We start from the raw sequence: 14,978 nt of genomic DNA, 5'->3' as shown, positions 1-14,978 counted from the left end.
ACCCCTTAAAGAAGACGCTCAAGGCCGTAAACCAGGGCTTGAAGATGCCGCACCTTGCGCACGCAAAGCAAAACGCCTGGCATGTAGGCAGCCCGATCAATCGTGTCGTGTCGCAGGGTATAGGTCTCACCTGGGGAGCCAAACATCACTTCCTGATGGGCCACCAGGCCAGGCAATCGCAAAGAGTGCAATCGCAGCCCACTCGGACGCTGCCCACCACGGCTACCAGCAAGGGATTCATGCTCATCCACTTCTGATTCGTTGAATTGTTTGCCTAACTCCTCCATAAGTTCGGCTGTTTTGATGCAGGTTCCACTAGGAGCATCGGCTTTGCGGTTGTGATGCAGCTCGGTCAGCTCGGCGTGGTCATAAAACCGCGCAGCAGCAGCAGCGGCCTGCTGAAGCAGCACCATCCCCACAGAGAAGTTGGGAATCACAGCGCCACCCACGGATGCTTTGTCGGAAAAGGATTGGAGGTCATCAAGTTGAGCCGGTGACAACCCCGTGGTCCCGATCACGGGATGCACTCCGTAGGCAATCGCAGCTCTGGTGTTGGAATACACCACCGAAGGATGGGTGAAATCCACCATGACGGCTCCTTGCCCAGGCCCTGCATCACGAACCGCCTGACTTGCAGAGCACAAACAGCCTTCTAGATCGGCAGTCACAGCCACCTCAAGGGCAGAAAGCCCCAGTAATTCGCCCACGTCTTGCCCTTCTTTGCCGGGCGTGTTGTCCACGGCACCCACCAGATGGCAATCCGGAGCCATCTGCACAGCTCGAATTACTTCTGCACCCATTCGACCCAGCGCACCGGTCACCACTACGGGTATCGAGCCGGTCTGGATGTCGCTCATGAACGTGTTGCAGATGGACTCAGCCTATGGGGCCAGGCGCGGATGTAACACGAAATGCCGATCTCAAGCAGAGCGACTCTCACACCCGTAAGCTTCGTTACATTGCTCAGAAGTGCTGATGTTTACGCAGGTCCGTTCCGCTGATCGTCGGATTGTTCCTGCTGAGAACAACAATCACCATTCGGTCATGAAGGCCGTCTACGTCGTTCTTGAACCGCAATATCAGAGTGCGTTAACGCAGGCAGCCATCAGCCTTAATGCCCAAGACGGTCCGATTGGCATCGAACTGTGCGGTTATCTCATCGAGGAACTTCGTGATGAGCTCAACTATGCAGATTTTCAAAAAGACATCGCTGAAACGGATGTCTTCATTGGATCCCTGATCTTCATTGAAGATCTTGCACAAAAAGTTGTTGATGCTGTCAGTCCACACCGCGATCGATTGAAGGCCGCAGTCGTCTTCCCTTCGATGCCAGAAGTGATGCGTCTCAACAAGCTTGGCAGCTTCTCGATGGCGCAGCTCGGCCAGAGCAAGAGCGCGATTGCCGGCTTCATGAAAAAGCGAAAGGAAGCTGGTGGCGCAGGGTTTCAAGACGCCATGCTCAAACTTTTGAACACCCTTCCAACGGTGCTCAAGTATTTGCCTGTCGAGAAAGCGCAAGACGCCCGCAGCTTCATGCTCAGTTTTCAATATTGGTTGGGTGGCACTCCAGATAATCTGCGCAATTTTCTGCTGATGCTGGCTGATAAATATGTTTTTCCGGCATCAGAAAATGATGATCGTCCTGATTTAGCCGTTGCAGATCCCGAAGTCTTTCCTGATCTAGGTATTTGGCATCCACTCGCACCTCAAATGTTTGAGGACTTGAAGGAATATTTGAATTGGACGGCCAGTCGCCCAGATCTCAACGAAAAAGCCCGTAAGGGGCCCGTGATTGGCCTTGTGCTTCAGCGCAGTCACATCGTGACGGGAGACGATGCCCATTACGTAGCCACCATCCAAGAACTTGAATTCCGTGGTGCACGCGTGATTCCGATCTTCTGCGGAGGTCTTGATTTCTCAAAGCCTGTCAATGCGTTCTTCTACGACCCGCTCAATTCAGATCAGGCTTTGGTCGACAGCATCGTTTCGCTGACAGGCTTTGCCTTGGTTGGCGGTCCAGCGCGTCAGGATCACCCGAAGGCTGTGGAGTCGCTCAAAAAACTCAACAGGCCCTACATGGTGGCCCTGCCATTGGTCTTTCAAACCACCCAGGAATGGGAGAAAAGTGACCTAGGCCTTCATCCAGTACAAGTTGCACTGCAAATCGCGATTCCCGAATTAGATGGAGCCATCGAACCGATTGTTTTATCTGGTCGTGATGACGCCACTGGCAAGGCCCACACCCTTCAAGATCGCGTCGATGCCATTGCGGAGAGGGCAATCCGATGGTCGTCCCTACGGCTCAAACCACGGGCAGAAAAAAAGTTAGCGATCACTGTGTTCAGCTTTCCCCCTGACAAGGGAAATGTGGGAACGGCCGCCTATCTAAACGTTTTCGATTCCATTCACAGGGTTCTTCAAGAGATGAAGGCCAAGGGATACGACGTGCAGGACATGCCGCGTGATGCCAAGGCACTCATGGAAACAGTCATCAACGATCCAGAAGCCCTTCAAGGCTCACCAGAACTCTCGATCGCCCATCGCATGAGCGTTGAAGAGTATGAACGACTCACTCCCTATTCCGAACGCTTAGAGGAAAACTGGGGAAAACCACCAGGTAATTTAAACAGTGACGGACAGAATTTATTGATTTATGGACGTCATTTTGGAAATATTTTTGTAGGGGTACAACCAACGTTTGGTTATGAAGGCGATCCCATGCGCCTTCTCTATTCCCGCAGCGCAAGTCCCCACCATGGATTTGCGGCCTATTACACCTATTTAGAGAAAGTTTGGGGAGCAGATGCCGTGCTCCATTTCGGAACCCATGGGTCCCTTGAATTTATGCCCGGCAAGCAAATGGGTATGAGTGAAACCTGTTATCCAGACTCCCTCATCGGAGCCTTGCCCAATCTCTATTACTACGCAGCAAATAATCCATCTGAAGCAACGATTGCTAAGCGGCGGGGATATGCGTCCACGATTAGTTACCTCACACCTCCAGCAGAAAATGCTGGCCTCTACAAAGGATTAAAGGAGCTGGGTGAGTTGGTGGGTTCCTATCAACAACTGAGGGAAAGCGGTCGAGGAGTTCAGATTGTGAATGCAATCGTGGAAACCGCTCGCCTTTGCAATCTTGATAAAGACGTCACCCTTCCAGACGATGATTCCTCTGATCTAACGCTTGAAGATCGCGACGCCATTGTTGGGGCCATCTACCGCCAATTGATGGAAATTGAGAGTCGCCTGCTTCCATGCGGCCTCCATACCATCGGCAAGCCGCCCACAGCAGAAGAAGCGATTGCAACGCTGGTGAGCATTGCCGCCTTGGAGCGTGAAGAAGAAGGCCTTCGTTCTCTTCCTGGGCTGCTCGCAGAATCGATCGGCCGCAAGATTGAAGACATCTATCGAGGCAACGACGATGGTGTGCTTGAAGATGTGGAGCTCAATCGCACGATCACTGAAGTCTCACGCGCTGCTGTGGGTTCCATGGTGCGATCGCTTACAGGGGGTGATGGTCGCGTCAACATGCGCGAAAACTTTGGTTGGTTGCTGGATCTGATCTCTCGCTTCGGATTCAAACTGCCATCGCCTTGGTTCCGAGCCTGTTCAGCTGGTGGCTTTACAAGCATCGACAACACGGCGCTGGACACCCTGTTTACCTATTTGCGTTTCTGCCTCCAACAAATCTGCGCAGACATGGAAATGGAGAGCCTCTTAAGGGCTCTTGATGGGGAATACGTTCTCCCAGGACCTGGTGGAGACCCAATCAGGAATCCAGGCGTACTGCCCAGTGGCAAAAACATTCACGCTCTGGATCCTCAAGCGATTCCAACCAGAGCAGCTGTTGCTGCAGCCAAAGTTGTTGTCGACAAATTGATCGAACGCCAGAGAGCAGAACAAGGCGATTGGCCTGAAACCATCGCTTGCGTGCTCTGGGGAACAGACAACATCAAAACCTACGGGGAATCTCTCGCACAGATCCTTTGGTTCATCGGAGTTCGCCCCGTTCCAGACTCCTTAGGCAGGGTTAACAAGCTAGAGCTCATTCCCCTGGAAGAACTGGGCCGACCAAGGATTGATGTTGTGGTGAATTGTTCGGGCGTGTTCCGAGATTTATTTATCAATCAGATGGCCCTGATCGATCAAGGCGTGAAGATGGCTGCGGAATCTGATGAAGCCATTGAACAAAACTTTGTTCGAAAACATGCTCTTGAACAAGCTGAAAAAGAAGGAACAACCCTTCGCGATGCTGCCTGCCGTGTGTTTTCTAATGCCAGCGGCAGTTACAGCTCAAATGTGAACCTCGCCGTTGAAAACAGCAGTTGGGAAGAGGAAGGAGAACTGCAGGAGATGTATCTCTCCCGCAAAACGTTTGCATTTAATGCCGACAACCCCGGCGAAATGGATCAAAAGCGCGATGTCTTCGAATCAGTCATGAAGACAGCAGACGTGACATTCCAAAATCTCGACTCCGCTGAGATCTCGCTCACCGATGTCAGCCATTACTTCGACAGCGACCCCACCAAGCTGATTCAGGGACTCCGCGATGATGGGAAAACACCCACGAGCTACATCGCAGACACGACCACGGCAAATGCTCAGGTTCGCTCCTTAAGCGAAACCATTCGCCTTGACTCGCGCACCAAATTACTGAATCCAAAGTGGTACGAAGGGATGCTTGATTCGGGTTATGAAGGTGTGCGTGAAGTAGCCAAACGACTCAACTTCACGCTCGGGTGGAGTGCGACTAGCGGGTCTGTTGACAACTTTGTGTACGAAGAAGCGAATGAAACATTCATCAACGATCCAGAAATGCGCAAACGCTTACTGGAACTCAACCCTCATAGCTTCAGGCGCATTGTGGGCACCCTGCTAGAAGTAAATGGCCGTGGATACTGGGAAACATCTGACGAAAACATCCAGCAACTTCAAGAGCTTTATCAAGAGGTTGAGGATCGAATCGAAGGAGTCACATCTGAGGGGTAATCTTTTCCGATTCTATCTCATAAATAAATCCCGTAAGCACAAAAACGCTTTAATGAAATAGCCGGCTAAAGCCATTAACAATGTATATTTGCAGCTTTTTATTGATTATGCTATTAAAACTTATCTCCGACTCAAGGGCTCGCGAATACAAGCCAACAGTAGAATCTCTTAAATAAGAGCTTGCAAACTCAAAGCATTCAAAAAATATGCTTGCTTTTTAGAGACTCTAAAACGAGATAGAGGAGGCAATTATCATGCAATTAGAAAACTTTTCTTCGCAAATTCCCCTGAATCAAGAAGCATTCTGCTTGCAATTGCATAGTTCATTCAGGCTTGCTCGTCCTGTCATACGCAAACGCTGCGAAGCCCAAAGTGCATAGATGCGATCGATCAAAGATCCAATCAGAGGCCATTGGGTCGGGGCATAGATCCAACCAAGTCCAACGCAGCGATAGGCCTCTCGGAACACAGCCACATCCTGAAGAATCTCTCCATCAGCACGGATGGCATGAATGCGTGCCATCGCTTCTCGGTAACTAATTCCCTTCCATTGGGCAGGGTCGTAGGCGTCTTGATCGATGTCGATAAAAGCGAGCCTTCCATGCAAATCGCGGCGTTTCAGAAACTTGACTTCTCGAAGACACAGCGGACAAGCACCGTCATACAAAAGAGTGAGACTCGGTTCACTCATCATCGCCACATGGAATTCGACCGCTGTTCTAGCGATCTGAACGAATGGCTGAGGCCATGGTCACCACTTGATGAATAGGTCCTACGTCGTGCACACGTAGGACGGCAACGCCAGCCTCCACCGCCCTGGCACAGACAGCAGCCGTCCCCCAAAGACGGGCACGAGCTCTTGGTTCATCGAGCACAGCCCCGATAAAACGTTTTCGAGAGGGACCCAGCAACAGGGGAATCCCTTCAGCCACAAGGGTCTCGAGCTGCTGCAACAGGGTGAGATTTTGTGCGGTTGTTTTCGCAAAACCAAGGCCTGGATCCCAAAGCAACTGGTCACGATTCACACCGGCCTCAAGAGCGCACGTTGTTGCTGCTCGTAATTCCTCCAAAACCGTTTGGACAACACCCTGTTCTCCATAATCCGTGCAGCGATCCATCGTTTGGCTCGTGCCGCGACTGTGCATCAGCACAAATGGGCAGCCCGCACGAGCTATCAGCGGAAACATCCCTGAATCACGGCGTCCACCGCTCACATCGTTAATCCAATCAGCGCCAGCCTCCAGCGCCTGGTTGGCGACCCCGGCAAGAAAGGTATCAACGGAGATCAACACCTTGGGGTAAGCGGCACGAATGGCCTTCAGCGTTGGCAACAGGCGCTTGAGCTCCTCATCCGCTCCCACTTCAGTCGCATTCGGCCTGGTGCTTTGCGCACCTAAATCCAAACAATCAGCCCCTGAGGCAACCTGACGCGCCGCCTCAGCCAAGGCCCGATCGAGCTGATTGAACTGACCACCATCGCTAAAGGAATCGGGAGTGAGGTTGATCACTCCCATCACGGCAGGGCGCGTGCCCCAATCCTTCGGCCAGCGCATCGACGTCAGCTTTTCACGTAGTTCGCGATCCGCCCAAAGCCTTCAGGGTCGAGAGAGGCACCGCCAACCAACACCCCATCGATATCACTCATTCCCATCAACTGGTCGATGTTGCCTGGTTTCACCGAGCCCCCGTATTGAATGATCAAATCTGGTGAGCCCACCCAACTACGAATCAATCCGCAGATGCGATTGGCTTCACTCGCTTCACAGGTTTTGCCCGTACCAATCGCCCAGATCGGCTCATAGGCCACCACCAGCTGGCTGGGGTCCAGTCCTTCTAAGCCCTGTTCAACCTGACGACGAATGACCCGCTCAGCCTCTCCTCGGCTGCGCTGCTCGTCGCTTTCACCAACGCAAACAATCGGAATCAAGCCATTGGTTTGAGCCGATCGAGCCCGGTGGTTGATCTGTTCGTCACTCTCGCTGAAGTACTTGCGAGGTTCGCTGTGACCAACGATTGCGTATTCAACGTTGTGCTCCTTGAGCATGCTCGGAGAGATCTCAGCGGTGTACGCGCCCTCTCCCTCCCAGTGCACGTTCTGGCTGGATAGTTCAAGGCGCGTTCCTTGGCTCAGCTCAGCGAGCGTGCTGATCGCCGTGAAGGGTGGAGCCACCACCAGATGTCGGTCATCGGGCAGCTCTGCAATGAGAGGGAGAAACGTGCCCATCCAGGCCCTGGCTTGCGCACAGGTCATGTGCATTTTCCAGTTGCCAGCAATCACCGGTTTGCGCACGCTTCCGTCCTCTGCAGCTCAGCAGCTGACAACTTACGGCCCTGCCTGAAGAGAATCCGAAACTTCGGCAGAGTCGACACCCATTTGGACGCGATCGCCGGCTTTCAGTTGACGGCCACGCCGCTGCTCAAGGTCGCCATTGACGAACACATCACCCCCCTGAATCCGCAGCTTGGCTTCTCCACCCGTCGCCACCCAGCCCATCCATTTAAGGAATTGATCAAGTCTCATTCCTGCACCAGTCAGTCCAATCGCCATTGATAGTCTGACTTGATGCTGAAGCCATCAGAAGCGGGATTCCGCAGGTTGATTCCACTGCTGCGACCTCACAGGCGGCTCCTGGCGATCGGCACTCTTTGCATGCTGGTTTTTGTCAGCAGCCAGTTGGTGTTGATGCGACTGATGGGCCGACTCTTGCCCGATGTGGGCTCGGGTGATTTGCAAAGAATCCTGCCGGTCATTGGCCTGGTTTTGTTGGTCTTCGCGATCCAAAAGCTCGCACAATTTGGCCAAGACTCCCTGCTTGCAGGTCCTGCTCTGCAAGTCAGCCAGTCGCTGAGACGAGATCTGTTTCAAAGGCTTCAGAAGGTGCAGCTGGGTGCCTTGGAAAAAATGTCGTCAGGTGATCTCACCTATCGGCTCACCGAAGATGCCGATCGTGTGAGCGAGGTGATTTACAAAACCCTCCACGACAGCATCCCAAGTGCACTGCAGTTAGTGGCCGTTCTTGGCTACATGCTTTGGCTTGACTGGAAATTAACCCTCGCAATCCTGCTACTCGCACCCTTCGTTGCCTGGCTGATCAGCCTGTTTGGAGCGAGGGTGATGGTCGCCACAGAACGAAGCCAAAAAAAGGTGAGTGAGCTGGCAGGTCTGCTGGGAGAAGCCATCGAAGGGCTACCACTGGTACGCGCGTTTGCCGCAGAACCCTGGCTAGAGCGCCGTTTTGAAGATGAAATCGATCAGCACCGCCAAGCTCGGTACAACACCTATCGCCTGGTGGCGCTTCAACATCCCGTGGTCGGGATCATTGAGGTCCTGGGTTTCGCCACCGTCCTGGTCTTAGCCGCGATCAGGATCAGTAGCGGCGACCTTGCCGTCCCTGAGTTGATCAGTTATCTCACCGGCCTGGTCCTGCTGATCGATCCGATCGCCCATGTCACGGCGAATTACAACGAATTTCAGCAGGGACAATCCTCACTGCGCCGTCTGCGTGAAATCGAGAAGGAGCCTTCGGAACCCGCCGATCCCGTCCCGTCGCTTCCGCTTGGTCGCTTGCGAGGAGATTTGAACTTCCATGAAGTCGAATTCGCTTACACCCCAGGGCAGCCAGTTCTTCAAAACTTCAATCTCTCCATCAAGGCCGGACAAGTTGTGGCCCTCGTGGGACCGTCGGGGGCTGGTAAGACAACACTTTTTTCTCTGCTCCTTCGCTTTAATCGCGTCAACAAAGGACAGCTCCTTTTTGATGACAAAGATCTGAGCCAGGTCAGCGCGCGCGACCTGAGACAACAAGTCGCTCTTGTGCCGCAACGCAGCAGCGTCTTTTCAGGAACGATCGCGGAAGCGATTCGATTTGGTCGACAGGCCACGCAGGAACAGCTCCATCAAGCCGCAAAGCTCGCGAACGCCCACGATTTCATCATCCGTCTCCCAGACGGCTACAACACCCGTCTGCAGGAGCGCGGCACCAACGTTTCCGGCGGACAGCTCCAGCGCATTGCCATTGCCAGGGCTGTGCTGGGAAATCCCGCCGTGATGTTGTTGGATGAAGCCACCAGTGCCCTCGATGCAGAGGCGGAGGCCGCCGTTCAACTTGGACTCAAGCAAGCCATGCTGGGCCGAACTGTGATTGTGATCGCCCATCGTCTGGCCACCGTTCAAGAAGCCGACCTGATTGTTGTCTTAGAGCATGGTCGCATTAGCCAACAGGGCAGCCACGACGCTCTGATGAGCCTGGGCGGCAGATATCGAGAACTCTGCGAAAGGCAATTCATCCGCGTTAACGAATGAATGGTTTCAAGTAACGCACCAGCCAATAAGATTCACCCGTTTGCTCTCCATTGATGACCAGCTCTTCCGTTTCCCAAGACCAGAACCCAATTCTGACCTTTGAAGGAAAACGCTACGACCTGAATAAGCTTCCAGATGAATTGAAAGAGCTCGTCCGAGGAATGCAGGTTGCTGACGCCCAATTACGCATGCATGAGGACACCCTCAAAGTGTTAGCGGTAGGGCGCCAGTCAATGGCGATGCAGCTCAACGAACGCCTAAAAGAGGTCAGCCCTCTTCCTGAGAGCGACTGAAGTTGTAGTCGCCAGTGAGCTTGATAATCACTGGCGAGAGCAGGATCAAAGAAACAAGGTTTGGAAGAGCCATCAGGCCATTCAGGGTGTCAGCGACACCCCAAACAACGCCTCGATCTCCTGCCACAGAGCCGATCACAACAACGGCAACCCAGACAAAGCGGAAGGGCTTGATCGCCCTTTCGCCAAACAAGAATTCGGTGCAGCGTTCTCCATAGAAACTCCAACCGAGAACGGTTGTGAACGCAAACACGATGAGTCCGGCAGTGACCACCCATCCGGCACCGCTCAGGCTTGTATTGAACGCCAAGATCGAGAGATTCGCACCGGACTCTCCACCGCCATAAACCCCACTGGTAATGATCACCAGTGCCGTCAACGTGCAGAGAATCAAGGTATCGATCACGGTTCCCAACATTGCAACAGTGCCTTGACGAACGGGGTCATTCGTTTTGGCGGCCGCATGGGCAATTGGTGCACTTCCTAAACCAGCTTCATTGGAAAAAATGCCGCGTTTAAAGCCCATAAGAACCACCTGCCCCACCGCTCCACCTACAGCAGCTTCTCCACTGAAAGCATTGGAGAAAATCGTTCCAAAAGCTGCAGGTACGTCAAGAATATTGATCCCTAAAACAACAACGCAGGCAAGGATATAGAGAATGGTCATCGCTGGAACCAAAGCTGAGGCTGCTTGAGAAATCCGGTCAATTCCGCCAATAATCACAGCAAAGACAAGCACTCCAAGCACCAATCCAGTCACCAACCTTGGAATACCAAAGGCCTCCAAAGCACTGGAGACTTCAAAACACTGAACACCGTTGCCAATTCCAAAACCAGCAAGCATTCCAAACGTGGCAAACAAAACAGCAAGCCATTGCCAGTTTTTACCAAGACCATTGCGGATGTAATACATCGGACCACCGACGTGGTTCCCAAGGCCATCAACTTCGCGATATTTCACAGCCAACACAGCCTCGCCGTATTTGGTAGCGATACCAAACACAGCAATCACCCACATCCAAAACACAGCCCCGGGTCCACCCACGGCGATGGCACCAGCAACACCAGCAATATTGCCGGTGCCGATCGTGGCAGACAGAGATGTCATCAAAGCTGCGAAAGGAGAAATATCTCCCTGTTCAGAGGCGCTTGACCTGGTAGCCAACACTCGAACGCCAAAGATCAAGCGTTGCAACGGCATCAAACGCAGGCCGAACATCAAAAGAATGCCCGTCGCTGCAATCAAAATGACCATCGGCCAGCCCCAAACGATCCCATTGATGGGATCGTTGATTGCCGAAATAAGTGTTTCCATCCATCAGCTGAAACTCAGCCAATGGTGCCACATTTCAGGCGCTTGTCAGGTCAACAAAGCGAAAAGTCTGCTCACTTGCAGGAGAATCAGCGCATGCATCCGTACGAATTGTGCGCTCGCTCAGCACCCAAGCACCACCTTCAGAAACGGGAACAAAGGTGTCGGTGAAACGATTCATTCCTCCGCGGGCCTCTCCACTCGCTGGATCAGAGTACTGACTGGTGTAACAACGACTGAGGTAACCATTCCCTGTATCAGTTGTGCTTTCGGTATGAATGGTTACCACCGTTCCATGAATATGACGATGGACCATCGTCACAACATCATTTTTAATTCGGTACTTATCACCTTCACCTTTACCGCCAATAATCACCTCAAGACCTTCATCGGTGCAATCACCGGCGGTAAAGGTATTTTCAGAATGGGTCTGTTCAAATGTGCGGCGCACACGATGAATGCAGACTTCCCAAAGTTGCGACGCGAAAGCTTTTTCAACTTCAGGATCGGAGACCCCTTCAACCTTGGCTTTTAGATCAGAGCCAACATGGAACGTCCCTTCAACAGAGCGCTCACCTTGGAGCCAAATGCAGCGACCTGAGTATCCGGAAAATCCTGGATCCCAGGTGTAACGGTTTTGATAAGCAGCACGAAAAGCATCCCGGCAATCGCTGCCTGTAGCGATAACTGTCGCGGAGGTCGTGGTCAAGAGATCAACGGCAAGCTTTTAAAACCCTACTGGCCAACAAGCGATGCGTGGACGTCCTGTAAGGCATGAATCACGATTGTTCGAGTTTGCAAGGCTTCAATCGCCTCAACAGCTGCACGCGCACCAGCCAGTGTGGTGAGGGTGGGAACGGAATAGTCGAGAGCGGCCCGGCGCAAATAGCGATCATCGTGAGCAGCTTGACGTCCAATCGGAGTATTGATCACCAACTGCACCCCGCCAGAACGAATCAGGTCTTCGATGTTGGGCCGTCCCTCATGCACCTTGAGGACAGACTGAACATCCAACCCTTGCTCACGCAAAGCCCTGGCAGTTCCAGACGTGGCTATCAACTCGAAGCCCAATCCAATCAGCTGGCGCGCCACAGGCACCAAGTCCGTCTTGTCGCGATCATGCGTCGAAAGGAAGACGGTTCCGGCGGTAGGCAGCGCTTCCCCTGCCGCGAGTTCTGCCTTGGCAAAAGCCATGCCGAAATCAGATGCAGAACCCATCACTTCACCAGTCGAGCGCATCTCCGGACCGAGAAGAGAATCGGCCCCTGGAAAACGCCGGAAGGGGAGCACCGCTTCTTTCACGGTTTGCAAAGGAGGAATGGGCTCCTTCAGCAGACCAACCTGACTCAAGGTTTCACCAGCCATCAGGCGTGTTGCCAGACGGGCCAAAGGCACACCGGTGGCTTTGGCCACAAAGGGAACCGTTCGAGACGCACGGGGATTGGCTTCGATGATGAACACCTTCTCTTCTCCATCGACATCACGTTGAACCGCGAATTGCAAATTAATCAATCCTTGAACTTTCAATGTGGTCGCTAACGCCTCACTCCAACGCCGAATAACAGCCAAAGCATCATCACTCAGAGAGATAGAAGGCAAACAACAGGCTGAATCTCCAGAGTGAATTCCTGCCGGTTCGATATGTTCCATCAAGCCACCAATCACAACAGTGCCCTCACGATCACAAAGGGCATCAACATCAACCTCAACAGCATTTTCTAGATACTGATCAATCAGCACAGGGTGATCTGGCTCTACTTGAACAGCTTCTTTCATATAGCGATTGAGCTCCGTCTCGTCGTAGACGACTTCCATAGCGCGCCCACCTAAAACATAGGAGGGACGAACCACGACGGGATAGCCAACCTTGCCAGCAATGGATCGCGCTTCAATTTCACTTCGAGCCAGACCATTACGAGGTTGTCGGATATCAAGTTTGCGCAAAATGGCCTCGAACTGTTCTCGATCTTCCGCGAGATCGATAGATTCTGGTGAGGTTCCCCAAATTTGAGTCCCGGTCGACACTCCCTTCGGTGTTGACAACCAGTTCAAAAGAGGCAATGCAAGCTTGAGAGGTGTCTGCCCACCAAATTGAACAATCACTCCACTGGGGCACTCTGCCTCAATCACATTCAGCACATCTTCGAGCGTTAGAGGCTCAAAATAAAGACGGTCACTGCTGTCGTAATCCGTAGAGACCGTCTCAGGATTGCTGTTCAACATCACCGTCGCAAAACCCTGATCCTGCGCAGAGAAAGAGGCGTGACAACAACAGTAATCAAATTCAATACCCTGGCCGATGCGATTAGGACCTCCACCCAAAATCATTAGCTTGGGTCTTGTTTCAACGGCAACTTCAGTGGAAGGAGCCATGGGTTGAAGTTGTCCATCTGGCTTCAAGCGAAATAGCGGACGTTCATAGGTTGAGTAGTGATAAGGAGTGGAGGAGGCAAATTCAGCGGCGCATGTATCCACTGTTTTAAAGACAGGAATCACACCCAATTGATCCCTGCGCTCTCGCACATCCAGCTCTTTACTATCAACAAACCAGGCAATTTGACGATCTGAATACCCCAACATTTTAAGTTTTAACAGCGCTGGCTCATCCAGATCTCCGAGCGTGCGGCCCTTTAAAAGCTCAGATTCAGCATCAATCAATCCCCTTAACTTTGCAAGAAACCAAGGATCAATATGGCTCAATTCATAAATATGATCATCCGTCATTCCTGCCAGCATGGCGCTACGGACAGCTAAAATCCGATCGGGAGAAGGTGTCCGTAGCGAGCGTTCAAGATCGGTTTTGGAGCACGAGGGCTCCGGACGATCACCCCCCCAGCCGGACAGACCAGTTTCCAAGGATCGCAAGGCTTTCTGGAACGACTCTTCGAAACAACGACCGATGGCCATCGCCTCACCAACCGACTTCATCGCGGTTGTCAAAACAGCGGGAGATCCCCGGAACTTTTCAAATGCAAAGCGAGGGACTTTCGTCACCACGTAGTCGATGGTCGGCTCAAAACAGGCTGGTGTCTTCCCAGTGATGTCGTTGAGGATCTCATCGAGGGTGTATCCAATCGCCAACCTCGCAGCGATCTTGGCAATCGGAAATCCAGTGGCCTTGCTGGCCAAGGCAGAGGAGCGACTCACCCTTGGATTCATTTCGATCACCACCACTTCGCCATCAGCCGGATTGATGGCGAACTGAATATTGCTGCCACCTGTGGCCACACCGATCTCACGAATGATCGCGATCGATTGATCTCGCAACCTTTGGTATTCCCGATCTGTCAGCGTTTGGGCTGGTGCCACGGTGATCGAGTCACCGGTGTGGACCCCCATGGGATCCAAATTCTCGATGCTGCAAACAATCACGACGTTGTCTGCCAAATCACGCATCACCTCAAGCTCAAATTCCTTCCAGCCGAGAAGAGATTTCTCAATCAGAATTTGAGAGACAGGACTGGCATCAAGGCCTGTCTTGCAAATGGCACTGAACTCCTCGGGGTTGTAGGCAATCCCCCCGCCACTTCCACCGAGCGTGAAGGCGGGTCGAATGATGCGTGGATAGCTGCCAATCGAGGCACCAACAGATTCAGCCTCGTCCAAATTGGACGCGATCCCTGACGGGCACACGTGAACGCCAATGCGCTCCATCGCCTGCTTGAACAGTTGACGGTCTTCCGCTTTTTGAATTGCTTTGAGATCAGCACCAATCAGCTCAACGCCAAACCGCTCCAACGTTCCATTTTCGGCGAGAGCAACCGCCAGATTTAGAGCGGTCTGCCCTCCCATGGTTGGAAGCAAGGCATCGGGCCGCTCCTGTTCAATCACGCGCGTAACAACGTCCGGCGTGAGCGGCTCGACGTACGTGCGATCCGCCATTTCCGGATCCGTCATGATCGAAGCCGGATTCGAGTTGATCAGGATGACCTCAAATCCCTCTGCCCTCAGGGCTTTACAAGCCTGAGTTCCCGAATAGTCGAACTCGCAGGCCTGTCCGATCACAATCGGTCCGGAACCCAACAGGAGGATGCGACGAAGATCGTTCCGCCGGGGCATGGGCCTTCAATACAGCCAAACC

The 14,978-nt window shown here is 52.8% G+C and carries 11 protein-coding genes; 3 read left to right on the top strand and 8 right to left on the bottom strand.

Going from position 1 to position 14,978, the window contains the following annotated elements; all coding sequences use genetic code 11:
• Positions 1-5 precede the first annotated feature (5 nt).
• Entirely contained in the window at positions 6-857 is an 852-nt protein-coding gene (gene dapB, locus SYN8016DRAFT_RS01410; RefSeq protein WP_006852432.1) for a 4-hydroxy-tetrahydrodipicolinate reductase, read from the bottom strand.
• A gap of 118 nt (positions 858-975) precedes the next feature.
• On the opposite strand from dapB, the gene SYN8016DRAFT_RS01405 reads away from it, so the two are divergent.
• Positions 976-4,989, top strand: a complete 4,014-nt coding sequence (locus SYN8016DRAFT_RS01405) for a magnesium chelatase subunit H (protein WP_006852431.1) — start codon at positions 976-978, stop codon at positions 4,987-4,989.
• A 292-nt stretch (positions 4,990-5,281) separates the two neighbouring features.
• Here the strand turns inward: SYN8016DRAFT_RS01405 and SYN8016DRAFT_RS01400 are convergent, their stop codons facing one another.
• Genes SYN8016DRAFT_RS01400 through SYN8016DRAFT_RS01385 form a run of 4 tightly spaced genes read right to left on the bottom strand, consistent with a single transcriptional unit; the run spans position 5,282 to position 7,537 of the window.
• Entirely contained in the window at positions 5,282-5,683 is a 402-nt protein-coding gene (locus SYN8016DRAFT_RS01400) for a thiol-disulfide oxidoreductase DCC family protein (RefSeq protein ID WP_006852430.1), read from the bottom strand.
• 25 nt (positions 5,684-5,708) lie between these two features.
• Positions 5,709-6,542 carry a dihydropteroate synthase gene (gene folP, locus SYN8016DRAFT_RS01395; RefSeq protein WP_006852429.1) on the bottom strand — a complete coding sequence of 278 codons (834 nt, stop codon included), beginning with the start codon at positions 6,540-6,542 and terminating at the stop codon, positions 5,709-5,711.
• A 5-nt stretch (positions 6,543-6,547) separates the two neighbouring features.
• Complete coding sequence (tpiA, locus tag SYN8016DRAFT_RS01390) at positions 6,548-7,279, bottom strand: triose-phosphate isomerase (protein ID WP_038013100.1); 732 nt, start codon at positions 7,277-7,279, stop codon at positions 6,548-6,550.
• A 33-nt stretch (positions 7,280-7,312) separates the two neighbouring features.
• On the bottom strand, positions 7,313-7,537 hold the full coding sequence (locus SYN8016DRAFT_RS01385) for an RNA-binding S4 domain-containing protein (protein WP_006852427.1): 225 nt from the start codon (positions 7,535-7,537) through the stop codon (positions 7,313-7,315).
• A 15-nt stretch (positions 7,538-7,552) separates the two neighbouring features.
• On the opposite strand from SYN8016DRAFT_RS01385, the gene SYN8016DRAFT_RS01380 reads away from it, so the two are divergent.
• Both SYN8016DRAFT_RS01380 and SYN8016DRAFT_RS01375 read left to right on the top strand, forming a co-directional pair.
• Complete coding sequence (locus SYN8016DRAFT_RS01380; protein WP_006852426.1) at positions 7,553-9,292, top strand: ABC transporter ATP-binding protein; 1,740 nt, start codon at positions 7,553-7,555, stop codon at positions 9,290-9,292.
• Between the two features lie 53 nt (positions 9,293-9,345).
• Positions 9,346-9,585: a DUF6447 family protein gene (locus SYN8016DRAFT_RS01375; protein WP_006852425.1), complete on the top strand. Its 240-nt coding sequence runs from the start codon at positions 9,346-9,348 to the stop codon at positions 9,583-9,585.
• On the opposite strand, the gene SYN8016DRAFT_RS01370 is transcribed toward SYN8016DRAFT_RS01375, so the two are convergent.
• The 3 genes from SYN8016DRAFT_RS01370 to carB are packed head-to-tail and all read right to left on the bottom strand — an operon-like array spanning position 9,560 to position 14,956.
• Entirely contained in the window at positions 9,560-10,900 is a 1,341-nt protein-coding gene (locus SYN8016DRAFT_RS01370) for a sodium:alanine symporter family protein (RefSeq protein WP_006852424.1), read from the bottom strand. The two genes, SYN8016DRAFT_RS01375 and SYN8016DRAFT_RS01370, sit on opposite strands and share 26 nt — an antisense overlap.
• 34 nt (positions 10,901-10,934) lie before the next feature.
• On the bottom strand, positions 10,935-11,606 hold the full coding sequence (locus tag SYN8016DRAFT_RS01365; RefSeq protein ID WP_006852423.1) for a DUF3386 domain-containing protein: 672 nt from the start codon (positions 11,604-11,606) through the stop codon (positions 10,935-10,937).
• Between the two features lie 26 nt (positions 11,607-11,632).
• Positions 11,633-14,956, bottom strand: a complete 3,324-nt coding sequence (gene carB / locus SYN8016DRAFT_RS01360; protein ID WP_006852422.1) for a carbamoyl-phosphate synthase large subunit — start codon at positions 14,954-14,956, stop codon at positions 11,633-11,635.
• Positions 14,957-14,978: the final 22 nt, after the last annotated feature.

The organism is Synechococcus sp. WH 8016 (genome assembly GCF_000230675.1).
Lineage (GTDB): Bacteria > Cyanobacteriota > Cyanobacteriia > PCC-6307 > Cyanobiaceae > Synechococcus_C.
Note: the sequence above shows the minus strand (reverse complement) of the source record. Positions and strands in the feature narration are given on the sequence as shown.

Coding starts and splice junctions, on each gene's coding strand:
- SYN8016DRAFT_RS01400 (WP_006852430.1), bottom strand. CDS start 5,683: ATGATGAGTGAACCGAGTCTCACTCTTTTGTATGACGGTGCTTGTCCG.
- SYN8016DRAFT_RS01370 (WP_006852424.1), bottom strand. CDS start 10,900: ATGGAAACACTTATTTCGGCAATCAACGATCCCATCAATGGGATCGTT.
- SYN8016DRAFT_RS01375 (WP_006852425.1), top strand. CDS start 9,346: ATGACCAGCTCTTCCGTTTCCCAAGACCAGAACCCAATTCTGACCTTT.
- SYN8016DRAFT_RS01385 (WP_006852427.1), bottom strand. CDS start 7,537: ATGGCGATTGGACTGACTGGTGCAGGAATGAGACTTGATCAATTCCTT.
- SYN8016DRAFT_RS01380 (WP_006852426.1), top strand. CDS start 7,553: ATGCTGAAGCCATCAGAAGCGGGATTCCGCAGGTTGATTCCACTGCTG.
- SYN8016DRAFT_RS01405 (WP_006852431.1), top strand. CDS start 976: ATGTTTACGCAGGTCCGTTCCGCTGATCGTCGGATTGTTCCTGCTGAG.
- folP (WP_006852429.1), bottom strand. CDS start 6,542: ATGCGCTGGCCGAAGGATTGGGGCACGCGCCCTGCCGTGATGGGAGTG.
- dapB (WP_006852432.1), bottom strand. CDS start 857: ATGAGCGACATCCAGACCGGCTCGATACCCGTAGTGGTGACCGGTGCG.
- carB (WP_006852422.1), bottom strand. CDS start 14,956: ATGCCCCGGCGGAACGATCTTCGTCGCATCCTCCTGTTGGGTTCCGGA.